We start from the raw sequence: 22,554 nt of genomic DNA, 5'->3' as shown, positions 1-22,554 counted from the left end.
AGGGACTAAATATGCACATAATTGTTGATTCATGAGAAGCTATTCATGACAAACCGGAGCTGGCTGCGAGGCAGATATACTAACTTTTGGACTGTAAGGAAGATTTAGTCCCAGTCCTCGCCAGATAAAAAGCAGAGCAATGGTTAAGGTAACGACGGGTAACCAGCGGTTCAGTCGTTGACGAATGGGAAGACTGATCCATCGCCAAACCCAGCTAACGGCCAGCAGGGCAGGTAAGGTGCCGAGACCGTAAACGGTCATAAAAAGCATTCCTTCCAAAGGCGAATTAGCCGTTAATGCCCCCGCTAAAGCCACGTAAACTAAGCCGCAAGGTAACCAGCCGTTGAGAAACCCGGCAGCGGGGTAAGACCACCAGGTTTTCTGGATTAATACCTTTCCAAATAGTTTTTGTAGCCGCAGAATCGGGCGAAAAGCCAGCCAGCGATTTCCCACCAAGAAGGCAATCATTAACAGGCCGGCCAGTACTGAAATCTGCTGTTGCCAGCCAAAAAGTGAAAACCGTTCCCCTAACAACCCTACTGCCATTCCCAATAAACTATAACTCAGGCACCGGGCCAGATGGTAACTCAGCCGGGCGAGCCATAACTGATTAACTGAAAGTCCACCCACGGGTAAGGCCAGCGAAAGCGGCCCACACATGCCTATGCAATGCAGGCTGGCGGTAAGTCCGGTGACGAAGGCGATTAGCATTGGGTTTAGAGTTTGGAGCGGCCGCCGCTGCGGTTTTGAGTTTTGAGTTTTGAGTTTTGAGTTTTCAGTTTTCAGTTTTGAGTTTTGAGTTTTGAGTTTTCAGTTTTGAGTTTTCAGTTTTGAGTTTTCAGTTTTCAGTTTTCAGTTTTCAGTTTTCAGTTTTCAGTTTTCAGTTTTCAGTTTGAAAAGAGAAAACCCATAAAGGTAGGGAAGAGGTTTGGAAATGGAAGTGATAACCCCGGAGGGGTTTAATATGAGTAGCCCCGGATGCTAATCCGGGGTATCCAGCCAAGGGTAAAGGAAGTGGTTGGTGTCCTCACCAACCACGGCGGAAAATGTGTCCCCCTGGCGGGTCTCGGATTATTTAACCCCCCTTGGAGTTGGAGAACCCTCTACAAACTAACTTCCTCTCCCGCCATGGCTGGTGTCTTCACCAGCCATTCATATAAAGCCTAGTGGTTGGTGTCCTCACCAACCACGGCGGATGACCCAGTTTGTACGAACCGAACCCCGGATTATATCCAAGCCTATCTAACCTCATGAGGGGTTAGATTAGCACCTACAACCTAACTTCCTCTTCCGTATAATACTCCTGTTGTCCATCGGTCCAGGTGATTTTGATTCGCCAGTGACCCGTTTTTAGCTTTCGCGTAGAAACGATTTGTTCGGTATGGTTGGGCTCAACGGCTACATTGAAATCCAATTGAGCGTCGGAGGGGCGGAAAAACTGAATCCGGCCCTTCGTTAAACCTTTAGGGATGGAAAACTGAATTTCCTTCTTGGAAGGCTGGTGGTTGATTTTGAAAGGATTATGAGCGGATTTGTTGTTCTGAATCCGGTCGATTTGCTGTTGATAAGCCATTTCAGTCTGGTAATAATCTTTCCGCACCAGATCTACTTTAGTACTGGCCATGCGATAGACCAGAAAGCCAATAAAGCTGCCAAAGGCAACAAAGGCAAGAATGATCGATTTTCCCCAGTTCATCTTTTTAGTTTTCAGTTGTTTGTTTTCAGTTTTCAGTTGCTAGACTTGGGGCGGCGATTGTGAGTTATTTTATTTAACTAAAAACTGACAACCGCAAACTGAAAACTCATTCTACTGGTCCCATGAAATTGGTTTTTACCTGGTCGATGAGCTGACCGTTGGCGGTTACTTCAATTTCGATGGGCGTTTTATTTTCGGTAATCTTTTTGGCGGGTGTTAGTAAGAAAAAAGAACCCTTCGTTAACTCGCCTGGTCGGACTGTTTTTAGAGCCTGCCCCACGTATTGTAACTGAAAATCAGGATTTTTTACTTTGAAATTTAGTTCGATGGGGCGGAAGGTTTTATTAATAACTTCTACCGTGTAGAGATTGGAAACCTGTCCGTTGTCCTGTTGCTGAAAAGTTAACCCAGAAGCCCGTAACACCGTTGTTTCGACGTCTTTTCGATTAATTAATAGATAACTGAGTACGCTGATTAATACCACTAATACAGCGGTGTACGCTTGTAATCGACCATCAAAACGGAATTTTTTATGTTGCTCAATACCTTCCTGGGAGGCATAACGAATCAGTCCGATGGGCTTCTGAATTTTGTTCATGACCCCATCACAGGCATCAATACAGGCCGTACAATTGATGCATTCGAGCTGGGTACCTTTTCGAATGTCGATGCCCGTCGGACAAACCTGTACGCAGAGCGAGCAGTCCACACAATCGCCTTTGGGAGCCGTATCCTGTTTTTTGAGTTTCCCCCGAGGCTCACCCCGAACGTAATCGTAAGCAACCACGATTGATTTTTTGTCCAGTAATACACCCTGCAATCGTCCATAGGGACAAATGACGACGCATACCATTTCACGAACTTTGGCGAAAACGAGATAAAAAAGTACCGTAAAAATCAGGATCGCAGCCAAGCCGCCGAGGTGGTTAGCGGGATCATCCGTCTGGATACGAAGCAATTCATCTTTACCAATGATGTAAGCCAGAAAGGTATTGGAAATAGCGAAAGCAATCAGTAAAAACAGTCCGTGTTTGAGTGCCTTTTTTCTGATTTTCTCAGCCGTCCAGGTAGCTGCCTGGAGTCGTTTCTGGGCTTTGTAATCGCCTTCAATCCAGTTCTCAATTTTCCGGAAGATCATTTCCATGAAAACCGTCTGCGGACAGGCCCAGCCGCACCAGAGGCGTCCAAACGCTACCGTAAAAACCACAATAAACAAGATAAAAGTAAGCAGGCCGATGGCTACCAGGTGGAAATCCTGTGGCCAGAACGGTACCCCGAAGAAAATGAATTTCCGCTCTAGAACATTAAAAAGAAACAGCGGATGCCCTTCAAATTCAAGCCAGGGTAAGCCGAAGAGGGTGAGCAATAAAACTCCGGCTACGATTCCTCTCCAGCGATAGAGTCGCCCGCCTTCGGGTAAACGCGGATACTGACGTTTCCCCGAAGTGATGGCGAGGTCCTCTAATAGATCATCTGCGGTAGTCATGACTTACTGTTTTTGGGCTACCTCTTCGGGCTTCACTTCCTCGCCCTGAGGTGCCTTAGCTCCGGCGGGTTTACTGCCCTGGAGTGAAAAAATATAACTCGAAACCTGCTGAATCTGAATGGGGTTCAATTGCTTCTTCCAGGAAATCATTCCCTTGTCGGGCACGCCTTCGGTAATGGTTTTGAAGACTGCTTTAATCGTTCCGCCGTGTAGCCAGTAGGCATCCGTCAGATTCGGACCTACTTTGCCTTCAGCTGCCGCTCCGTGACAGGCGGTACAGTTCTGGTCAAAGAGCTTTTTCCCAGCTTCGATGGATTTTGGATCTTTCAGTACCGTTACATTCGATTCATTCACCGCATTAGCAAACTTCTTGAGATACGCTTCGTGAGCCTGTTCAGCAGCGGCCATTTCGGCGGTGTATTCCTGATGCATCACATCGCCGTCGCCGATGACGTGGTAGGTAATCAGATAGCCAATTGCACAGATAATGGTGATATAGAACAGGCCCATAAACCAGCCTGGCGTTGGGTTATCCAATTCCTGAATGCCATCGGGAGCATGGGCCATGAGTAACTGTTCGTTGGTAGAAGAGGGCGGTACCCGGAAAATACGATTCCAGATGCTACTGCCTTCGTAGACATCTACTTTGGTTTCTTCCTTCGTAGGTAAGGTACTTTTTACCGTTAAGTATAAGTGAAGGGTAGAAAACAGCAAGGCTAAAGCTCCGAAGATCAGGCAAATGAGTAATACCATCAGTAGTAACTCTTCGCCCGTTTTTATTTCAAAGTTCATTTTATGTCAGTTTGCAGTTTACAGTTGTCCGTTTACGATTGAAAACTGAAAACAGACAACTGAAAACTCATTTATTCCAAAGGCATTTTACTCATTTCCTGTAGGTGTTTCTGGTCGGTCAGAAAAACGAAAAGACCTACCGTAACGAAAAAGGCAACGAAGATGACGAGCGACGAAATCATAAAGAAATCGGTTCCCTGAAGCTGGGTGATGAGGTTGCGAAACATGTGTTTGGTTGTTAGTTGTTGGTTGATGGTTGTTGGCGGCTGCCGTTGCGGTTATAGTCGGGAGAACTAACAACTACGAACCAACAACCATCAACTTATTTCAAAGCCGCTTCGTCCTTCTTGATGTCCGTTCCCAGACGTTGTAAGTAGGCAATCAGGGCGACAATTTCCTTGTCTGATTTAACTTTGATCCCTTCCTGTTTCAGGCGTACCGAGATGGCTTCGGCCTGTTGTTCGGCGTCAGCAGAAGCCTGTGAAATGGCGTAGTCATCATAAGGAACCCCGAGGGACTGCATGGCTTTGAGTTTGGCCTCCAGAGTGGAGTTATCCAGCTTTTGGGTTAACAACCAAGGGTAGGCCGGCATGATCGATCCCGGAGACATACTCGTCGGATCATTCATGTGGTGGTAATGCCAGGAATCAGGGTATTTGGCTCCTTCGCGGTGTAAATCCGGGCCGGTACGTTTAGAACCCCAGAGGAACGGGTGATCATATACGAACTCGCCCGCTTTGGAGTATTCCCCGTAGCGTTCGGTTTCGGAACGGAAGGGACGTACCATCTGGCTGTGACAGTTATTGCAACCTTCGCGGATGTATAAATCGCGTCCTTGAAGCTCCAGTGGCGTATAGGGCTGGACAGAGGCAATGGTTTGCACGTTGGACTCAACGGTAAAGGTTGGAATCAATTCCAGCACCGTTCCGATCAGAATAACGATTAATGAACCTGCCAATAACTGCATGGGGCGACGTTCGAAGACGCGGTGCCAGTAGGTGTCTTCCCCTGTGGGTACGTATGCTTTCTCCAGAGCCGGAGCTTCGGCGGATTCGTTAGCTACGAAGCTGCCTTTAGCCATGGTTTTGAAGAGGTTATAGGCCATCAGAATAGCCCCAAGCAGATAGATGGCTCCGCCAATGGCACGCATCATGTGCATGGGTAACAATTGCAGCGTTGTTTCCAGAAAAGCGGGATACTTGAGCGTTCCTTCGGGCGTAAATTCTTTCCACATCATTCCCTGCGTAAAGCCTGAGATATACATCGGAACGGCGTAGAACAGAATACCGAGTGTGCCTAGCCAGAAGTGGATGTTCATCATCCGTTTCGAGTAAATTTCCGTCTTCCACATTTTAGGAATCAGGTAATACAGAATGGCAAAGGTTAGGAAGCCGTTCCAACCCAGAGCACCTACGTGTACGTGAGCCACAATCCAGTCGGTAAAGTGGCCAATGGCGTTTACGTTTTTCAACGAAAGCATCGGACCCTCAAAGGTCGCCATCCCGTAAGCCGTAACCCCCACGACCATGAATTTCAGCCGGGCATCTTCCCGTACTTTATCCCAGGCTCCGCGAAGGGTCAGCAGACCATTAATCATACCACCCCAGGACGGAGCAATGAGCATAATAGAGAAGGCTGTTCCCAGGGATTGAGCCCAGTCAGGCAAACTTGTATAAAGTAGATGGTGAGGGCCAGCCCAGATGTAAATAAAGATCAGCGACCAGAAGTGTAGAATGGAAAGTTTATAACTGTAAACGGGTCGGTTGGCCATTTTTGGCAGGTAATAATACATCAGCCCCAGATAAGGCGTGGTCAGGAAGAACGCCACCGCGTTGTGCCCGTACCACCATTGCACCAGAGCATCCTGAACGCCAGCGTACATAGAATAACTCTTCAGGAAGGTAACCGGAATGGAGAAGGAATTCACCACGTGCAGAACGGCTACGGTAATAAACGTGGCGATGTAAAACCAGATTCCCACGTACAGGTGACGCTCACGGCGTTTGATGATCGTTCCGAACATGTTAATGCCAAAAACCACCCAGATGAGCGTAATGGCAATGTCGATGGGCCATTCTAATTCGGCGTATTCTTTGGAAGAGGTGATCCCCAAAGGCAGCGTTGCTACGGCAGAAACGATGATGAGCTGCCAGCCCCAGAAGTGAATCCAGCTTAATACATCCGAAAACATCCGGGCTTTCAGCAGCCGTTGCAGAGAGTAATAAACGCCCATGAAAATGGCATTACCCACAAAGGCAAAAATCACGGCATTAGTGTGTAAAGGCCGGATGCGACCGAACGTGGTGTACTGGTTATCCATGTTCATGGCGGGCTGAAACAACTGCGTGGCGGCAATCACACCGACCAGCATACCGATTAACCCCCAGATGATGGTAGCAATGGAAAAGGCTTTAACGACCTTGTTGTCGTACGCGAAGCGTTCGAGCTTAGGTGGGGCGATTTCAGTAGAAGAATAGGAAATCATGGGATACAGGAATGGTTAATGTGAACTCAGGCTTCGTCGTCGAGTAAGGCTCGGAGACTGGGTGTATACAAATCATCATTCTGCCCGGATTTCATGGCCCAGAAGAAGGCAGCCAAAAAGCCTAAAGCCAGCAGAAGACTAATGCCGATAAGAAGAAAAATGATTTTCATAAACCTTTGATTTTCAGTTTCAAAGGTCAGGAGAAAGGACACTCTTAAAAATGACAAAAATCACCCCGGAGGGTGATTTTCGAAGGGTAGGCTAGTAAGAAATGGAGTTTAATTCTCCATATAAGAATCGTTATTGAGGTATTCGAGCTTACTGTTCCAGACCAGGGCAATCTGCGTGGCTCGTTGTCGGGCGTTTTCCGCCCCTTCGCCCTCAAAATTTTCCGCAAGGGTTTCCGTAAAGAGTGTTAACCAGCGTTCAAAATGCTCGATGGTTAAGGTATGCTTCTGATTAATAATCAAATGCGGACGAAAGGGGTGACCGTGGTAACTGTTATTCCCTAACAGCAGGTTTTCCCAGAAACCGTACATTTTGGGTAGGTGTTTGGCCCAATCTACCTGAGCAACGTCGGTGAAGATGGGAGCCAGTAACTCATCCTTCTGAACTTTTTCATAGAAAGAATCCACCAAATGCCGAACGGCTTCTGAACTATCAAGGTACATCTTTTTTGAGGGAGGATTCATATCGTCTTTCGCTGTCAGCTTTTCTGCTGGCAGTTAGTTGTTAGTTATGGGGCTACTCGCGAAAAGCGGGCGGCGAATCATTTAAGCAGAATTCAAGTATAAGGATTCTGAATTAACCATTCAATCAATCCAGCCATGAAAAACGTTCGCTTCCCGGTCTTTTTTGCTACGCTTTATTTACTCCTTTACACCATCGGAGCGAACATGGGCTGGTTTTCCCTGCCTCTCATCGTTACCCTCTGGATACTGGCTCCGGTCTTGGTAGGCTGGATGGTTTATCGCATTCTGAAAGATGGGGTTCCCAGTGGCCATACCTTCGAGGATCGTTTTTACGAAGATTACCAGCCTCGTAGAAAATAAAAGGCTAGGTGCCGCCCTGATAAACTTTCATTTATTGAGACTGCGTCGTACTACATTTTAAAGAACGCCTTAGTAGAGACGCCGATTTATCGCGTCTGGGTAGAATTGATTTATAACTTCCCAATGATTTCCCTTTCCCCGGCTGAGACGTGATAAATCGGCATTTCTACGTTTGGAAAACCCCTTAGTAGAGACGCCGATTTATCGCGTCTGGGTAGAGAGTTGATTTTATAACTTCCTAATGATTTTCCTTCCCCGGCTGAGACGCGATAAATCGGCATTTCTACGTTTGGCCCTCCCTGGTAGAGACGCCGATTTATCGCGTCTGGGTAGAGTTGATTTATAACTTCCCAATGATTTTCCTTCCCCGGCTGAGACGCGATAAATCGGCGTCTCTACGTTTGTTTGGTGTTTGGGGAAAGACCAAGTTAGGGGTAAACTATGTTTACTACCTCACAGATTTGCCTCTCGCAGTTACTCCGATAAAGCCAAGCGACTGTGGAAGGCTATAACCGCTGCCAGCTTTTTCGCTGGGAGCGGTAGGTAACCTACATATAATTCAAATCATTGTTCTTCTTCAGCTTCAGCACACCAACGGCGTTCAGTAGCAGAATAACTGGAAACGTAGGGTCAAATTCAAACCAGCGAACACCGAAGTTAGCCCGACCGCCAAGCTTGTGGTGATTGTTGTGATACGATTCTCCCATCATCAGAAAATCGAAGGGTAACAGGTTCTTCGCAGTATCATTTACTTTGAAATTGGTATAGCCGTATTTGTGAGCAAACCAGTTAATAATTACCCCGTGAACGGGACCCATCAGGTAATGAATGGGCAGTAACAGATATTGCCAGGGGCTCGTTGCGAAGTGGATGTAAAATAGGGTGTAGGCAGTTCCCCAGGCAACCCGTGAAATCCAGTTATCGCCAATCTTTTCCATGAAACCCCAGTAGGGCACATTCTTGAAATACTTAGGGTCCACGTTCTCTTTGTGGTGCAGAATGCGGTTATAAATGGTTTTGGTCTTCCACATCATGTCGAAGGCATTGTCCGAAAAACTGGGGGAGTGCGGATCTTTTTCGGTATCCGCAAAGGCGTGGTGTAAGCGGTGCATAACCCCATACGCATACGGACTTAAAAAACTGGAACCCTGAGTTACCCAGGTGAAAAAGTAGAAAAACCGCTCCCATCCCTTCGACATGGTAAACATCTGGTGTGCTGCGTAGCGATGTAGAAAAAACGTTTGTGAAAATAGGGATAGATACCAGTGGGCAATGAAAAACAAAAAGATGTACATGAAAAAAAGAGTTAGTAAAAGCTGTTTTAAAGGTAGGCTGAAGGTTGAGGCAGGTGTCGGCGGCTAGCTAGGTTCATTCCCAGCGTAGCAATAAAAACCATGGTAGCAGAGCTGACGGGCATAAGAATGGCGGCCACAATAGGGGCGAGGTGTCCCGTTAGGCCATAACTCAGTCCGATGAAATTATAGATGAGTGAAATCAGAAAACTGAAGCGAATTACCCAGAGTCCCATGCGGCTGAACTTAAGCATCTTTGGTAAATTTCTGAGTTGGCTGGCTTCCAGAATACCGTCGCTGGCGGGACTGAAATGCAGGGTGTTATCCGTTAAAGCAATACCCACATGAGCCTGTTTCAAGGCTCCGGCATCGTTCAGCCCATCGCCCAGCATCATCACTCGTTTTCCTGCTTTTTGTAATTGCTCGATAAAGGCCAGTTTATCTTCGGGTTTCATCCGAAAACGCATATTCTCTGGGGAAAACCATTGCTGTAAAGCCATTTTTTCGGAATCAGAATCGCCGGAAAGCAGGTAAAGCTGATACCTGGGGCGAAGTTGAGTCAGCATGGAGTCAAGTCCCTGGCGGTAGGACGTATGCAGGAGAAAATAACCCCGGCATATTTGATCCACGCTGACAAATACCGTACTGCCTTCCTGTGGAGCTACATTCGCTCCCGCCCAGGATGCGGAACCTATTTTGATCGCATGTCCCTGAATGGTTCCTGATAACCCTTTACCCGTAAAAGAGGCAAAGTTTTCGACGGACTCAAGAGGGTAGGATTCATGGAGAAAATGCTGGATTTTTATACTCAGGGGGTGATTGGAATGCTGAACCAGCGAAGCCACCATCCGCCGTTCTTCGGGGCTTAAAGCCAGTCCGATGAATTGAATGGGTTGTTCTTCGGTAGTTGTTAATGTTCCGGTTTTATCAAAAACAATGGTATCGCACTGAGCCATTTGCTCAATCACCTCGGCGTTTTTCAGGTATAATTTGCGGAGGCCTAACATTCGCAAGCCATGCCCCAGAGCAAAGGGGTAAGAAAGGGCCAACGCACAGGGACAGGCAATGATTAATACCGCCGTAAAGGCATTGAGCACTTTAGAGGGATCATGAAAGTACCAGTACCCTGCTGTCAATGAGGCCAGAATCAGCACGCTGATGGTAAAGTAATTACCTACCTGATCGGCAAAGGTTTTCAGCACGCTATCCTGATTTTTGGAGAACGAAGCGTGATTCCAGAGCTGGGTAAGTGTACTTTGAGAAACGTTTTTGAGAACTTCCATTTCAATGGAATCCCCCATTTGTCGGCCACCGGCATAAACCAGATCACCCGCCTGATGCGGTTCCGGTAGGGCTTCTCCAGTAACAAAACTGTAATCAATCAGTCCCGAGCCCCGGTATAATAAACCATCGGCGGGAATTAACTCGCCGTGGCGAATGCGAATGCGATTACCTTTCTGTAACTGTTGAACAGGGATAACTTCCAGAGTCGAACCAGATGCTTCGGCCAGCGTAGCGGTTAAAGGAAAATAGGATTTATAATCCCGTTCGAAAGACAAAAAGGAGTAGGTTTTCTGCTGAAACCATTTTCCGGCTAATAAAAAGAAAGTTAGTCCGGTAAGGGAGTCAAAATATCCATTTTGGTGCAGAAAAATAACTTCGTAGACACTCCGCAACCAGGCCACCAGAATCCCGAGCAGAATCGGAAAATCCAGATTTAAACGCCCGGCACGCAGGCTTTTGTAAACGGACTCGAAGTATTCCCAGCCGGAGTAAAACACTACTGGAATGGACAGAACTAAACTCAGCCACCCGAAAAGAATTTTGTAGGAGGCATCTTCCAGCCCCAGGTATTCCGGGAAACTGAAAAGCATAATATTCCCCGCACAGAATCCCGCCACACCCACGCGGCTTAACAGATTCCGATAGCCAGGATTCTGCTGTTCTTTGACTACATCCTGAAGGCTAATCAGCGGTTCGTAACCAATGGAAGTTAACAACTCGGCTAACTGCCGCAGCGTTACCTCTTTCGAAAATGAAACGGAAACCTGCTTTTTCAGAAAATCCACTCGGCTACTCAGCACCGCCGGGTTCAGCCGATTGAGATGCTCCAGTAAGTACAAACACGACGAGCAGTGAATGCTGGGGATATAGAAAGTAACTTTAGACTGGGTATCGTTCTGAAAATCAAGTAAAGACTGACTCACTTCCGCATGGTCGAGAAATTCAAATCGACTGGAAGAAGGCGAAATGCCTACCTGCTGATCTTCAAGGGTATAATAACGGCATAGATTATTCTGCGAAAGCAGATCATAGACCGTCCGGCATCCTTCACAACAGAACGAATGATCGTCCTGCTCGAAGGCCTTTTCAGGGCATTCGTTACCGCAGTGGTAACAATGCGTCGGGGTAAGAACGGAATCCTGGATTGTATGCATGGATCAGGAAAGGGGCTGACGTTAACAAGAAATACCCACTGGAAAGAAATTTTTCTGCGGTACGAGTAGTTCTTTAGATAAGGCCCCCAATTCGACATCAAAGCTCCGATTCATTGCCCCGGCGGCCTATGATAAGGAATAAGTGCACAAAGTGATTTATATCATTTTTTGAACTGATAACTTCTGTCACCTTTGTAATGCCAACCCGGAAGAATAGTCTAAACGGAACGGCGTATTGTTAATAAGCGTAACGGCCCGTTGTTCGAACATGGGATTCAATCGGAACCGTTGCCCGAGATCCACTAGAATCTGATGAAATCGCAAGCTGCTCCCGAATGCCAACGTTGTGCTTTTCGTGAATTTTCACTTTTCAAAAACTGTCAGCATGAAGAGCTGGAAGGCATGAATGAAAACAAGTGCTTTCATACGTATAAAAAGGGACAGGTTATCTTCCACGAAGGAAATCGACCCTTTGGCTTGTTCTGTGTATTCGATGGAAAAGTAAAAATCAGCCGCCTGAATTCTGATGGTAAAGAACATATTATTCGTCTGGCTAAACCCGGCGATACGTTAGGCTATCGTTCGCTAATTGAAAATGCAAAATACACGGCTTCAGCTGTGGCTTTAGACGATACACAAGCCTGTTTTTTGCCCGCTTCGGATTTTAATAACCTGATTGACTCGAACGTAAAAGTGGCTAATGATTTGATGAAAATGTTAGCTAAAGCACTCGGTGATTCGCAGGAAAGAATGATTCATTTAGCGATGAAACCCGTACGCGAACGACTCGCTGAGGCTTTATTATTACTGCGTTCGACGTATCAGAAAAAAGAAGAAAATGCTCCCTTTAGTATTTCCATTTCACGGGAAGATTTAGCAGCCATTGTAGGTACTGCTAAGGAGACGGTTATTCGGTTTTTGTCTGAATTTAAGGAAGATGGAATCGTTACTTCTCACGGTAGCACCATTACCATTGTGAAGCCTGATCGCTTATTAAAAATCAGTCAATTGTACGATTAACAGATGTAGGTAAGAATCGGGTTTCTGTTTATTAATATTCGGAAATTCTCAATTCTTCGACTGATTTATATCATTTCTTACTTGCCAGATTTTCAACAACTTCGCCTTAGAAATAAGCTTTTAATGAATCAGGTGAAATTGATTCCCAAAAGCCAGACGAAGAGCTATGCTACTAGATACGGAGAAAATACTGTTGGCCCGTGGGACTGAACTTTATGCTCACAAAGGAGAATATTTATACCGAAAACAACAACTCGCAGAGTTCGTTTTCTATCTGAAAGATGGATCGGTAGATATTCTGGATGAAGAAGCTCAGACGGGCCATCGTTTGCAGGGATGTCGCTGCTTTTTAGGGCTGCATGAAGCCTTATTAAATGAATCTCATCAGTCTTCTGTAAAGGTGAATGATGAGTCAATCTTACTCGTTTTTGATAAACAGCAAATCGAACATTTCATCGAGGAACATGACATGGCTCGCCGCTATTTCATGATAAAAATGTGCGATCAAATGGAGTTAATGCGGAAGAAATTTGAATGACGTGATCATTTGGTTTCTTTTGAAAGTTTGAGAATGCTTTGATGAAGTTATTTTAGTGGTATTGCCGCCAGTATGAGTTCAATCCAATTAATGATGAATCTACTGTATAGTTAATTGCCAAAAACAGTAGTAAGATTACCGCTGCCAGCTTTTTCGCTGGCAGCAATGTATTTGATGGTGTCGAGTTATAGGAAGTAGTGCTACCAGCAAAAAAGCTGGACGGGCCACGCTGGCAGCGGCATGCTAACTAACGCTGGGTTACCCCAAATGGTAGGTAGCCTAGTAAAATAATTTTAGAGGAATTACCGCTGCCAGCGAAAAAGCTGGCAGCAGTGTGTTTGATCGTGTCTAGTTATAGGGAGTAGTAGTACCAGCGAAAAGGCTGGCCGGGTCATGCTGGCAGCGGCATGCTAACTATCAATAAGTTATCCCAAATGGTAGTCTGGTAAAAAGAACCCTATAGCACGTTGTCAGCAGCTTAATGTATCAAACGTCGCCTCAAACTTATTAAACAGTCAAGAACCAACCTTCAACCTTATTCCATTACCAGTTAATTTCCGGTAATCCCTTGCTTCGCAGGTAATCGTTAGTTTTGCTAAAGTGTTTATTACCAAACCAGCCTCCATAATTGGCTGACATAGGAGAGGGGTGCTTGGACTTCAAGACCAGGTGATTTTCGGGATTGATAACGGCTCCTTTCTTTTGAGCATAAGCTCCCCAAAGCAGGAAAACCAGATTTTCTTTCTGCTCCGATAAGATACGTATAACCGCATCAGTGAAGGTTTCCCAGCCTTTTCCCTGATGTGAACCTGCTTCTCCCGCTCGAACGGTTAAGGTCGCGTTAAGAAGTAATACCCCCTGATCTGCCCAACGTTCAAGATTACCCGAATGTGGAATGGGCTTACCCAGATCGTCTTTAATTTCCTTGAAAATATTAACCAGCGAAGGCGGTGTACGAACGCCATCATTCACCGAAAAGGCCAATCCATTAGCTTGATTAGGGCCGTGGTAAGGGTCTTGGCCGAGAATAACTACTTTCGTATTTTCAAATGAGCAGTGATTGAACGCATTAAAAATTAACTTGCCCGGTGGGTAAACCTGCTTGGTGGCGTATTCTTGCTTTATAAATTCTACGAGCGTCTGAAAATAAGGTTTTTCGAACTCCGGCTGTAGATAGGTCTTCCAGGATTCGGCGATTTGAACGTTCATAAGGTAAAAAATTAAGAATAACAGGGATCATTAACGACCTGAATAGAGCTTTTCCCGTAGATATTTTATTAAGAATTCATAAAAATCAATTCCAGGATTTGCCCCGTATCGGGATGATGGTTAATTTCGATTGTTTAGTAAGTAAGAATCCATTCGGCAAACTACGAAACGATTATGGTAACGGCTATTACAGAAGGCGTCAAAGTTAGTGTGATTACGGAGTTTATTTCCGACCATTCAAATGCTTCCTTGCAGCATTTTGTATTCACGTATCGCGTACGCATTGAAAATCAGTCGGATCACACCATTCGTCTTCGTCGTCGGCATTGGTTCATTTATGACTCCAACGGCACTATTCGCGAAGTAGAAGGGGAAGGCGTTATCGGGCAACAGCCTGTGCTGGAGCCGGGTGAAATTCATGAATACGTTTCGGGAAGCAACCTGCAAACCACCATGGGTAAAATGGCCGGTAGCTATTTGATGGAGCGTACGTACGATGGTCGCGAGTTTTCCGTCCAGATTCCTGAATTCCTGCTCATTGTTCCTTACAAGCTCAACTAAGCTTTAGAGCTATTTTCTTTTTGTTACTCATTTTAACGGCTTCAAAAAGGTTAACTCAGGTTAATCTTTACGGGCGAATGTATTTTGATTACTGCTTTCCTGCGTTACCTGTTTTCTGCGAAAAACGAGCATTCGATTCACTCTCCGTTTGTTTTCGAACTATACACCAAAGTTATTCGTAACTCGGTAGATAAGTCGGTTTTTCAGGAAATTGAGGCTATTCGTTCGGAGATGAAAAGTAGTATACTGGAGATTGAAGTCGTCGATTACGGAGCGGGTTCCCGACTAAGTAATACTCCGCTTCGGAAGGTTTCCACCATTGCAAGAAACGCTCAGAAGACGCCCAAATTTTCCCAGTTGCTGTATCGCCTGATTCAGTATTTTCAGCCTACGGTTCTCTTTGACCTGGGCACTTCACTGGGTATTACTACACTTTACGAGGCCAAAGCTGCTCCTGAAGCTCAGATTTATAGCTTTGAAGGCTGTCCGCAGACGGCTCAGGTGGCGGCTAAAAACCTTCAAAAACTTCAGGCTTCAAAGGTTGAATTAGTAATAGGGAATCTCGATGAAACTTTGGTTACTCAAACACAACAGGTTTCGCAAATTGATTTTGCCTTCTTCGATGCCAACCATCGCTATGAACCTACGGTTCGATACTTTCTGCAATGCCTGAAGAAAGCTCATCAGGACAGCGTTTTTGTCTTTGATGATATCCACTGGTCACCAGAAATGGAAAAAGCCTGGATCGAAATCCAGGCTCATCCAAGCGTGACGGTAACAATCGATTTGTTCTTCGTGGGCTTAGTCTTTTTTGGCAATAAACAGCCTAAACAACACTTCGTACTTCGATTTTAGATCTTAGTCGTTCGTACGTGGGAAACCAAAGGTTACACCAACGTTAACGGCCCACAGTTTGCTTGGGTTATCCCAGCTAATATTACTGCCTGAACCAATGTTTGCACTACCATTTTTGTTGCCAAAGATGAAGTTGTAAGCACCTTCGGCAAACAGGCCTACACCACCTAAGGCAAAGGCTACCCCAATTTTAGGAGCGGCACCGAAGTTAGTACGTGAGCTTTTGAATTCGTTACCCAAAATGGTTGCCTTGGTGTTACGGATGTAAGCACCAGCCTCAGCACCAATATAAGGACGAACCACACCACTGGTCAGGAAAATGTCTAATGTACCAGTAAGAGGAACCAAAGAACCTTTGTTTTCCACGTTGCTTCCAACTGATTGATTGTAATCATAAGAAAGAGCAATGTATTTGGCGGCTGCACCTACGGCTACGTTAGGACCAAGGAATACTTTCAGACCTGCACCAACCCCTGGCTTTACTTCCGCACCATCAATATTAGGAGCGGCTGCTGTACCGTGAAGCGTGAAACCAACTTGTGCGAATGATTTTGTGCTGAAGGTAGCTAACATAGCCACCAGAGCCATACTAGCGTAGAATCGAATTGTTTTCATGGATAGTTGTCTAGTTTAACAATTGTACTTAGGTAATATAAAAAAAGATGCCAAACCCTACATAGGGCTTGGCATAGCTTTGAATAATGGGTAATAATATCTACAACATTGGGTTGTGCTCCTATGTGTATACCCTCAGATGGGTACATATATTAGCGGCAATAGCCAAATATTATTTTTATCAGGGCATTCCGAAAGAGACTCCGGCGTTAAAAAACCAGTATTGATTGGGCGTTTGCCATCTGAACTTTACGGTTTGATCGGTTACACTCCCGTTTGTACTTCCAAATAAAAACTGATAACTACCTTCAGCAAATAGAGATAACTTGTTGACTTTGAATGAAATACCAAGCTTCGGAGCAGTGCCTAGTTTAGTATAGGTAGCTCTGTAAGAGCCATTGCCTTCTACATCCGTTTTGAGGGAATGGAAATAAGCTCCCGCTTCGAGACCCATGTAAGGACGAACGGGGCCCTTAGCTAAGTACAAATCAGCAGTAGCAGTAATAGGAATAAGCGACCCCGTATTTGTAATAATCGAAGATGAGGATTGTTTATGCTTGTAACCAAGAGCCGTATATTTTGCCGCAATTCCCACGGCAAAATACGAAGTGATAAACAGCTTGGCCCCAGCCCCAAAACCGGGTTTAAGTGGAGCATAGGGGTAATTGGCTACTGCTGCCGTACCATGTAAGGTATAGGCAATTTGGGCATTAGCGAGCTGAGCAGAGAGGATGAACAGAACAAATAGCAGAAGGCGGGGTACTAATGCAGTACTTTTCATGTATAATCGGATCAGTGAATGAAAAAATAGCAAGCCTGAGTTTCAAGAACTGTAACGGCTTATTAGATCAAGAATATACACGAATGTAAAATAAAAAAAGTACTAATTATGTGAATATAATTAGTACTTTTTCAATAAAAAGAGGCTATTTATCTACACAATGTAGGCTAACTTCCTGTTTAATCTACGCAACGTAGATTAATTGGAATTGGGGAATCCGAAGGTAATTCCAGCATTAAGCGACCAAAGGTTCTGAGGTCTTTTGAAGCTTATGTTACTGCTTGAAGTAATATCGGGGCTACCGTCTTTGTTTGAAAAGATGAAGTGATAATTCCCTTCGGCAAAGATTCCCAAGTTTCCGATAGCAATGGCTAAGCCAACTTTGGGAGCTGCCCCAAATCGGGTAGTTTTAGATTCGTATAGGCTATTAGTACCCTGGCGTAAATCATAACGTTGGATATACGCTCCAGCTTCTCCACCAATATAGGGCCGAATAAAACCGGAAGTCAGGTAATAGTCAGCAGTAGCCGTTACTGGAATCAGCGAACCGATGGCCTGTAAACCTATGCTGTTATTAGCTTCGTAAGAAAGGCTGATGTACTTGGCAGCCGCTCCAATAGCAAATTGTTTGCCGAGAAATAATTTCAGATTGGCACCTGCCCCACCACGGGTATTGGCATCATCCAGCGTTGGAGCTGCCAGGGTGCCGTGAAGACTAAAAGCTACCTGGGCTTCTGCGGCGGGAATCAGGAGCATTGCCAATGCACCCATACTGAAGAAACGACGGAGGTTTTTAGGAGAAATCATTGATTTGTTGAATAAGGTTGAAACCTGGAAGAGTAAAAGACTGTAATCGCCGGAACACATAGAACTAGTTACAAGCGGCTTAGTCGCTATGTGTCAAGTAGATAACGGTGAAAAATAGGTAATGTTTTAGGCGTTAACAAGAAAAGTGATCGGCGAAATGTTCACCGATCACTTTGATAACCTGTCAAACCAATTACTACGGTATTCTATTAAGGAAAGCAATGGAGAGAAATGAAAGTCCAGAATTACCAGCGGTCATAACCACGTTGTCCGTCGCGTTTTTCCCAGGTAATGGCCCGGTCAATGCGATCCTGTAAGTCATTAATGATCAAACGTTCGCGGGGGGAAGAGTACCCATTGGCACGAGCAGACCAGATGGCACGATCTGCATCAGCCTGCATGCGTTTCAGGTTACGCACTTCACGACGACTCAACTGACCGGAACGGATTCCCTGCTCAATTCTTCTATTTTGTTGTTGCTGACGAAACTCAGGATTAAAACGGCCCCGGCTTTCGGAGCGACGATCTTCGTACCGGTCCCGACGATCATATCGGTCATCATACCGACCGTAAGACTGAGCCTGAGCAGCGGCAACAGAACCAATCACAAGGGTAGCAGCGAAAAAGAAAGCTTTGTTTAACAAGGAGGTTTTCATGGCGTTTTTGTTTATAGTATCAATGATTTTTTCATTTTCGAGACTATGAAAAGAAACCATCAGCCACGTTTAAAGCCTTAACTTTCTTTAACAGGTTTGGCGTTTATAGTTTAGTGTGGAGAGTTTTGCGTTCGGAGTTAATGAATAGCTTAAAATAAAAAAGCGAGTCTGAGTATCAAATAGATACCCAGACTCGCTTTTTTATATAGGCAGGTTTAATGTAAAGGATAAAAAACTCAGAACCCCTAACACACAACCCTAAACCCTATTATCCTTTCGCTACTTCAACGTTTACGCGTTTGCCTTTGATGGTGTTGCCATCCAGAGCACTCAGAACCGTTTGGTGGTGTTCTTTCGGAACGTCCACGAATGAATAGCTGTCAAATAAATCAATTTGACCAATCACTTTACCAGGCAGACCGGTTTCGCCAGTGATGGCTCCAACGATGTGGCTAGGCGTGATTTTGAAGTTCTTACCGATGTTGATGAACAGACGAACCATACCGGCATCTGCACCCCGACGGAAAGGCTTACCTTCCCGATCAACCCGCTCACGCGTGTTACCGTTACGTTCGGCAGTGTTACCACGACGATCACCGAAGCGATCGTTGCTGCGACGTTCGCCAAAACGGCTGCCATTACGATCACCACCGCGAGAATCACGACCTTCGAATTTATTATTCCGAGGTTGTTCTTCCAGGTTATCTTCCGTTGTTTTTACACCACCCAGATTTAACTGAGCCAAAGCCGATACGATAGCCGCAGGCTCATGTCCAGCTTCTTCGAGGGTGCTTAATACGTCAGCGTAAAACTCAGAAGTACCTTCTTCAATCGTCTGCTGTACGCGTTCGATAAAGCGGTTTTTCTTGATTGCAAATACATCAGCAAAAGTGGGTAATTTACCACGGATGATTTCTACTTTCGTATAGTTCTGAATGTCGCGGATGCGGTATTTTTCTGAACCTGAAGCCAGCGTAAAGGCTTTTCCAGACTTACCCGCACGGCCCGTACGACCAATCCGGTGTACGTAATACTCAGAATCCATAGGAACGTCGTAGTTGAATACGGCTTCCACGCTGTCTACATCAATACCACGGGCAGCTACGTCCGTTGCTACCAGGATTTGAGTCGTTCCGGCACGGAACTTGCTCATCACCTGAGTACGGGCAGCCTGACGCATATCACCGTGCAGACCTTCAGCGGCATAACCCCGCATCTGGAATTGCTCAACGATTTCGTCTACCCGTGCTTTCTGATTACTAAACACCAGCATCAATTTGATTTGGTGGAAATCAATCAGACGGCACATTGCTTCGAATTTTGCATCTGGACGAACGGCATACCAACTCTGCTCAATGTTAACATTGGTTACTTCGTTCTTCGTTACTTTTACCAGTTGGGGATTCTTCTGGTAACGTTTCGTTAAGTCCATGATAGGCTTAGGCATCGTAGCCGAGAAGAACACCGTTTGACGATCTTCAGGACAGTCAGCTAATACCGTTTCAATATCTTCCCGGAAGCCCATGTCCAGCATTTCATCCGCTTCATCTAATACGATGTAACGAATATTATCCAGACGGAGTGTTCCGCGATCAATATGGTCCATTACCCGGCCCGGCGTACCTACCACAATCTGGCAGCCTTTACGCAGGTCACGGTTCTGGCGTTCGTAACTGTCACCACCATAAATAGCAGTGATCCATACCCCTTTTTTGAATTTAGCAAGTCGACGAAGCTCTTCAGATACCTGTACCGCTAATTCGCGGGTGGGGCAAAGAATAAGCGACTGAATCACTTTTTCGTTAGGGTCAATAATGTCAATTAAGGGAATACCAAAGGCGGCAGTTTTACCAGTACCCGTTTGAGCCTGGCCAATAACGTCACGACCTTCAAGTAAGTGAGGAATAGATTCTGCCTGGATAGGCGAAGGTGCCACGAAACCCATTTCCGCGACGGCTTGCTTAACCTCGTCGGAAAGACCCAGGTCAGCAAATAAAATTTGATTCTCCATGAATTAGTAATACCACAAGAGTTCCTTGTGCTCCGGTCATCCACAGGCGGCTGCCTGTAACCAAAGACGTCACAAACAGGAAGTTTGTGGTACAATCGGTTTTAAAATGATGTAAAATAAACCACAACGATGCCTACACATCCGTCGGGCTTCTGATGACCAAAGTGTGAGCTACAAAGGAGGGTTCGGCACGCGAACCTAATCAGAGCAAGGCAGACGGGAGGCCTTTTTAGTCAGCAGAACTATGTATATCTTCCACTGCTATAAATACAAATGCAAAATACGGTGAAAGAGTTCGCTTCTGCAACTAAATTGTACTATGTGGTGGAAAAATCCAGTATAATCAATGAAATGTATCATTGTTTGTAAATTTTCCTGGAATCTGTTCATCAAATGAGCCGATAACCGTTCAAAGTCACTGATTCTTATTCAAATTTGCAGCAAAATCGTTTACATGAAAAAAGCCTTATTCATAGATCGGGACGGAACGATTATCGTAGAGCCGCAAACCGATTTTCAGATTGATTCCCTTGAAAAACTGGAATTTCTGCCCAAAGCCATTTCTGCCCTTCGGAAAATTGCCGAAGAAACAGACTATGAACTCGTCATGGTTACCAATCAGGATGGCCTCGGCACGGATTCGTTTCCTGAAGATACCTTCTGGCCAGCTCAGAATAAAATGTTGAAAACGCTGGAAAAGGAAGGAGTGAAGTTCTCCGCAATACACATTGACCGTTCATTCCCGGAGCAAAATTTACCTACCCGCAAACCCGGAACGGGCCTCCTAACGCAGTATCTGGACGGCAGTTATGATCTGGCGAATAGTTACGTGATTGGTGATCGTCTGACGGATGTGCGGCTGGCTTTAAATCTGGAGGCAAAAGCGATTCTGGTGGAGCCCGATTATAAGGAATCCGAACGTAGCTTATTAACCCCCGAGCTGGAAGCCGTAGTGGCTTTGGCTACACCTGATTGGGATGAAATTTACCGGAAAGTAAGACTCGAAGACCGAATCGGACGGGTTCAACGCGATACGAAGGAAACGCAGATTTTTGTTGAACTTAACCTGGATGGAACGGGTAAAGCCAACATTGAGACTGGTCTTGGATTCTTAGATCACATGCTGGATCAGTTAGCTAAACACGGTGGACTGGATCTGACCATTAAAGTCAAGGGCGATCTGCACATTGACGAACACCATACCATTGAGGATACCGCTTTAGCTCTCGGCGAAGCCTTCCGCAAAGCCCTGGGTGACAAACGCGGCATTGCCCGTTACGGATTTTTATTACCCATGGACGAGGCTCTGGCTCAGGTAGCCATTGACTTTTCCGGTCGCCCCTGGCTGATTTGGGAGGCGGATTTCCGCCGGGAGAAAATTGGGGATATGCCAACGGAGTTATTCCACCATTTCTTCAAATCCTTTACCGATACTTCGCTTACGAACCTGAATATTAAGGTAGAAGGGGATAACGAGCATCATAAAATTGAAGCCATCTTTAAGGCCTGGGCAAAAGCCATTAAAATGGCCGTTCGCCGGGAAGTAAAAGAGCTCAATAATCTGCCCAGTACAAAAGGTGTGCTGTAATTTGAAAAATGGTTTTAGAGTTTAAGCTTTGTGGCTTACTTTTGCACGTACCGAATTCTGAACACTGATCATTACACAGATATGTTACTGAATATTCCACTTCCTACTTATGTTCCTCTGGCATTCTTCGTATTGCTGATGGTTTCTGCGTTCTACATTGGATCATTCCTGGAAAAACGCGAACCTAGAAAATAGGATCTAAGAACAGACAAAAAAGAGCGGTATCCCTTGGGAATGCCGCTCTTTTTTCGTGAAATACTCATTAGTTTGAAAATTTCAGGTTTGCGTAAGTTTGATAAATAACCTGATTTGCCAGCATACATATGTATACGTTATACGCCATTCCGAATTGTGATACCGTAAAAAAAGCCCGCGTATGGCTCGCCGATCAGGGCATTACGTACCAATTCCACGATTACAAAAGGCAGGGAGTTAGTCGGGAAATCATTGAACATTGGTTAACGCAGAAACCCTGGGAGGACTTGGTCAACAAAGCCGGAACGACCTGGAAAAAACTTGAAGAAAAACCAACGGACGAAGCTTCTGCGGTAGCCTTAATGCTGGAAAAACCGTCCGTCATTCGCCGCCCTTTGATTGAGTCCAATGGAAAGATAGTGGCTTTGGGCTTTAAGCCAGACGAATACGAAAAGACGTTTAAGTAATAATAGATAA

23 protein-coding genes are annotated in these 22,554 nt (G+C 45.4%); 7 read left to right on the top strand and 16 right to left on the bottom strand.

Features of this window, described 5'->3' with window-relative positions:
- Positions 1-39: 39 nt before the first annotated feature.
- The 8 genes from QE357_RS17880 to QE357_RS17845 form a co-directional block, all read right to left on the bottom strand.
- Positions 40-711 (bottom strand): sulfite exporter TauE/SafE family protein, encoded by a 672-nt coding sequence (locus QE357_RS17880; RefSeq protein ID WP_309710330.1) that lies wholly within the window; start codon positions 709-711, stop codon positions 40-42.
- Between the two features lie 559 nt (positions 712-1,270).
- Entirely contained in the window at positions 1,271-1,696 is a 426-nt protein-coding gene (locus QE357_RS17875) for a FixH family protein (RefSeq protein ID WP_106637313.1), read from the bottom strand.
- A gap of 106 nt (positions 1,697-1,802) precedes the next feature.
- Positions 1,803-3,182, bottom strand: a complete 1,380-nt coding sequence (gene ccoG, locus QE357_RS17870; protein ID WP_309710324.1) for a cytochrome c oxidase accessory protein CcoG — start codon at positions 3,180-3,182, stop codon at positions 1,803-1,805.
- A 3-nt stretch (positions 3,183-3,185) separates the two neighbouring features.
- Positions 3,186-3,974 (bottom strand): cbb3-type cytochrome c oxidase N-terminal domain-containing protein, encoded by a 789-nt coding sequence (locus QE357_RS17865; RefSeq protein ID WP_106637315.1) that lies wholly within the window; start codon positions 3,972-3,974, stop codon positions 3,186-3,188.
- A 71-nt stretch (positions 3,975-4,045) separates the two neighbouring features.
- Positions 4,046-4,201, bottom strand: coding sequence for a hypothetical protein (locus QE357_RS17860; protein ID WP_157830376.1), 156 nt, complete (start codon positions 4,199-4,201; stop codon positions 4,046-4,048).
- A 95-nt stretch (positions 4,202-4,296) separates the two neighbouring features.
- Positions 4,297-6,459 carry a cytochrome-c oxidase, cbb3-type subunit I gene (gene ccoN, locus QE357_RS17855; RefSeq protein ID WP_309710319.1) on the bottom strand — a complete coding sequence of 721 codons (2,163 nt, stop codon included), beginning with the start codon at positions 6,457-6,459 and terminating at the stop codon, positions 4,297-4,299.
- A 26-nt stretch (positions 6,460-6,485) separates the two neighbouring features.
- Positions 6,486-6,629 carry a cbb3-type cytochrome oxidase assembly protein CcoS gene (ccoS, locus tag QE357_RS17850; RefSeq protein WP_106637317.1) on the bottom strand — a complete coding sequence of 48 codons (144 nt, stop codon included), beginning with the start codon at positions 6,627-6,629 and terminating at the stop codon, positions 6,486-6,488.
- Positions 6,630-6,737: 108 nt separating this feature from the next.
- On the bottom strand, positions 6,738-7,151 hold the full coding sequence (locus QE357_RS17845) for a group III truncated hemoglobin (RefSeq protein WP_309710316.1): 414 nt from the start codon (positions 7,149-7,151) through the stop codon (positions 6,738-6,740).
- Positions 7,152-7,286: 135 nt separating this feature from the next.
- Between QE357_RS17845 and QE357_RS17840 the strand changes: the two genes are divergently transcribed.
- Positions 7,287-7,511 carry a hypothetical protein gene (locus QE357_RS17840; RefSeq protein WP_106637319.1) on the top strand — a complete coding sequence of 75 codons (225 nt, stop codon included), beginning with the start codon at positions 7,287-7,289 and terminating at the stop codon, positions 7,509-7,511.
- Between the two features lie 548 nt (positions 7,512-8,059).
- Here QE357_RS17840 and QE357_RS17835 read toward each other — a convergent pair.
- Positions 8,060-8,806, bottom strand: coding sequence for an acyl-CoA desaturase (locus tag QE357_RS17835; protein ID WP_307141218.1), 747 nt, complete (start codon positions 8,804-8,806; stop codon positions 8,060-8,062).
- Positions 8,807-8,832: 26 nt separating this feature from the next.
- Complete coding sequence (locus QE357_RS17830) at positions 8,833-11,241, bottom strand: heavy metal translocating P-type ATPase metal-binding domain-containing protein (protein WP_309710311.1); 2,409 nt, start codon at positions 11,239-11,241, stop codon at positions 8,833-8,835.
- Positions 11,242-11,553: 312 nt separating this feature from the next.
- Here QE357_RS17830 and QE357_RS17825 point away from each other — a divergent pair, with 312 nt between their 5' ends.
- Together QE357_RS17825 and QE357_RS17820 are read left to right on the top strand one after the other, a co-directional pair.
- Positions 11,554-12,261, top strand: a complete 708-nt coding sequence (locus QE357_RS17825) for a Crp/Fnr family transcriptional regulator (protein WP_106637321.1) — start codon at positions 11,554-11,556, stop codon at positions 12,259-12,261.
- 166 nt (positions 12,262-12,427) lie between these two features.
- Positions 12,428-12,799 (top strand): cyclic nucleotide-binding domain-containing protein, encoded by a 372-nt coding sequence (locus tag QE357_RS17820; RefSeq protein WP_106637322.1) that lies wholly within the window; start codon positions 12,428-12,430, stop codon positions 12,797-12,799.
- Positions 12,800-13,342: 543 nt separating this feature from the next.
- On the opposite strand, the gene QE357_RS17815 is transcribed toward QE357_RS17820, so the two are convergent.
- The gene (locus QE357_RS17815) at positions 13,343-14,008 is read right to left on the bottom strand and encodes a uracil-DNA glycosylase (protein ID WP_307141216.1); all 666 of its coding nucleotides are present in this window, start codon (positions 14,006-14,008) and stop codon (positions 13,343-13,345) included.
- Positions 14,009-14,182: 174 nt separating this feature from the next.
- Between QE357_RS17815 and apaG the strand changes: the two genes are divergently transcribed.
- Positions 14,183-14,569 (top strand): Co2+/Mg2+ efflux protein ApaG, encoded by a 387-nt coding sequence (gene apaG, locus QE357_RS17810; protein WP_106637324.1) that lies wholly within the window; start codon positions 14,183-14,185, stop codon positions 14,567-14,569.
- 84 nt (positions 14,570-14,653) lie between these two features.
- A complete protein-coding gene (locus tag QE357_RS17805) occupies positions 14,654-15,424 on the top strand; it encodes a class I SAM-dependent methyltransferase (RefSeq protein WP_309710304.1) in 771 nt (256 codons plus the stop codon).
- 3 nt (positions 15,425-15,427) lie between these two features.
- Here QE357_RS17805 and QE357_RS17800 read toward each other — a convergent pair whose 3' ends face one another.
- From QE357_RS17800 to QE357_RS17780, 5 genes are all read right to left on the bottom strand, one after another.
- Positions 15,428-16,039, bottom strand: coding sequence for an outer membrane beta-barrel protein (locus tag QE357_RS17800; protein WP_106637325.1), 612 nt, complete (start codon positions 16,037-16,039; stop codon positions 15,428-15,430).
- 181 nt (positions 16,040-16,220) lie between these two features.
- Complete coding sequence (locus QE357_RS17795; protein ID WP_309710302.1) at positions 16,221-16,820, bottom strand: hypothetical protein; 600 nt, start codon at positions 16,818-16,820, stop codon at positions 16,221-16,223.
- Between the two features lie 198 nt (positions 16,821-17,018).
- Positions 17,019-17,627 (bottom strand): hypothetical protein, encoded by a 609-nt coding sequence (locus QE357_RS17790; protein ID WP_309710299.1) that lies wholly within the window; start codon positions 17,625-17,627, stop codon positions 17,019-17,021.
- Between the two features lie 245 nt (positions 17,628-17,872).
- Positions 17,873-18,283 (bottom strand): hypothetical protein, encoded by a 411-nt coding sequence (locus QE357_RS17785; protein WP_309710297.1) that lies wholly within the window; start codon positions 18,281-18,283, stop codon positions 17,873-17,875.
- Between the two features lie 268 nt (positions 18,284-18,551).
- Positions 18,552-20,294, bottom strand: a complete 1,743-nt coding sequence (locus tag QE357_RS17780; RefSeq protein ID WP_106637329.1) for a DEAD/DEAH box helicase — start codon at positions 20,292-20,294, stop codon at positions 18,552-18,554.
- 454 nt (positions 20,295-20,748) lie between these two features.
- Here QE357_RS17780 and hisB point away from each other — a divergent pair, with 454 nt between their 5' ends.
- Together hisB and QE357_RS17770 are read left to right on the top strand one after the other, a co-directional pair.
- Positions 20,749-21,882, top strand: a complete 1,134-nt coding sequence (gene hisB / locus QE357_RS17775) for a bifunctional histidinol-phosphatase/imidazoleglycerol-phosphate dehydratase HisB (RefSeq protein ID WP_309710292.1) — start codon at positions 20,749-20,751, stop codon at positions 21,880-21,882.
- Positions 21,883-22,205: 323 nt separating this feature from the next.
- A complete protein-coding gene (locus tag QE357_RS17770; protein WP_309710289.1) occupies positions 22,206-22,544 on the top strand; it encodes an ArsC family reductase in 339 nt (112 codons plus the stop codon).
- The last annotated feature ends 10 nt before the right edge of the window (positions 22,545-22,554 follow it).

The sequence above is a fragment of the Siphonobacter sp. SORGH_AS_0500 genome, from assembly GCF_031453245.1.
Lineage (GTDB): Bacteria > Bacteroidota > Bacteroidia > Cytophagales > Spirosomataceae > Siphonobacter.
The sequence above is the reverse complement of the archived record's forward strand: the minus strand, read 5'-3'. Positions and strand labels throughout refer to the sequence as shown.

What these genes read in the sequence shown, in the direction of transcription:
- QE357_RS17880 (WP_309710330.1), bottom strand. Translation starts at nt 711, where the DNA reads ATGCTAATCGCCTTCGTCACCGGACTTACCGCCAGCCTGCATTGCATA.
- QE357_RS17875 (WP_106637313.1), bottom strand. Translation starts at nt 1,696, where the DNA reads ATGAACTGGGGAAAATCGATCATTCTTGCCTTTGTTGCCTTTGGCAGC.
- ccoG (WP_309710324.1), bottom strand. Translation starts at nt 3,182, where the DNA reads ATGACTACCGCAGATGATCTATTAGAGGACCTCGCCATCACTTCGGGG.
- QE357_RS17865 (WP_106637315.1), bottom strand. Translation starts at nt 3,974, where the DNA reads ATGAACTTTGAAATAAAAACGGGCGAAGAGTTACTACTGATGGTATTA.
- QE357_RS17860 (WP_157830376.1), bottom strand. Translation starts at nt 4,201, where the DNA reads ATGTTTCGCAACCTCATCACCCAGCTTCAGGGAACCGATTTCTTTATG.
- ccoN (WP_309710319.1), bottom strand. Translation starts at nt 6,459, where the DNA reads ATGATTTCCTATTCTTCTACTGAAATCGCCCCACCTAAGCTCGAACGC.
- ccoS (WP_106637317.1), bottom strand. Translation starts at nt 6,629, where the DNA reads ATGAAAATCATTTTTCTTCTTATCGGCATTAGTCTTCTGCTGGCTTTA.
- QE357_RS17845 (WP_309710316.1), bottom strand. Translation starts at nt 7,151, where the DNA reads ATGAATCCTCCCTCAAAAAAGATGTACCTTGATAGTTCAGAAGCCGTT.
- QE357_RS17840 (WP_106637319.1), top strand. Translation starts at nt 7,287, where the DNA reads ATGAAAAACGTTCGCTTCCCGGTCTTTTTTGCTACGCTTTATTTACTC.
- QE357_RS17835 (WP_307141218.1), bottom strand. Translation starts at nt 8,806, where the DNA reads ATGTACATCTTTTTGTTTTTCATTGCCCACTGGTATCTATCCCTATTT.
- QE357_RS17830 (WP_309710311.1), bottom strand. Translation starts at nt 11,241, where the DNA reads ATGCATACAATCCAGGATTCCGTTCTTACCCCGACGCATTGTTACCAC.
- QE357_RS17825 (WP_106637321.1), top strand. Translation starts at nt 11,554, where the DNA reads ATGAAATCGCAAGCTGCTCCCGAATGCCAACGTTGTGCTTTTCGTGAA.
- QE357_RS17820 (WP_106637322.1), top strand. Translation starts at nt 12,428, where the DNA reads ATGCTACTAGATACGGAGAAAATACTGTTGGCCCGTGGGACTGAACTT.
- QE357_RS17815 (WP_307141216.1), bottom strand. Translation starts at nt 14,008, where the DNA reads ATGAACGTTCAAATCGCCGAATCCTGGAAGACCTATCTACAGCCGGAG.
- apaG (WP_106637324.1), top strand. Translation starts at nt 14,183, where the DNA reads ATGGTAACGGCTATTACAGAAGGCGTCAAAGTTAGTGTGATTACGGAG.
- QE357_RS17800 (WP_106637325.1), bottom strand. Translation starts at nt 16,039, where the DNA reads ATGAAAACAATTCGATTCTACGCTAGTATGGCTCTGGTGGCTATGTTA.
- QE357_RS17795 (WP_309710302.1), bottom strand. Translation starts at nt 16,820, where the DNA reads ATGAAAAGTACTGCATTAGTACCCCGCCTTCTGCTATTTGTTCTGTTC.
- QE357_RS17790 (WP_309710299.1), bottom strand. Translation starts at nt 17,627, where the DNA reads ATGATTTCTCCTAAAAACCTCCGTCGTTTCTTCAGTATGGGTGCATTG.
- QE357_RS17785 (WP_309710297.1), bottom strand. Translation starts at nt 18,283, where the DNA reads ATGAAAACCTCCTTGTTAAACAAAGCTTTCTTTTTCGCTGCTACCCTT.
- QE357_RS17780 (WP_106637329.1), bottom strand. Translation starts at nt 20,294, where the DNA reads ATGGAGAATCAAATTTTATTTGCTGACCTGGGTCTTTCCGACGAGGTT.
- hisB (WP_309710292.1), top strand. Translation starts at nt 20,749, where the DNA reads ATGAAAAAAGCCTTATTCATAGATCGGGACGGAACGATTATCGTAGAG.
- QE357_RS17770 (WP_309710289.1), top strand. Translation starts at nt 22,206, where the DNA reads ATGTATACGTTATACGCCATTCCGAATTGTGATACCGTAAAAAAAGCC.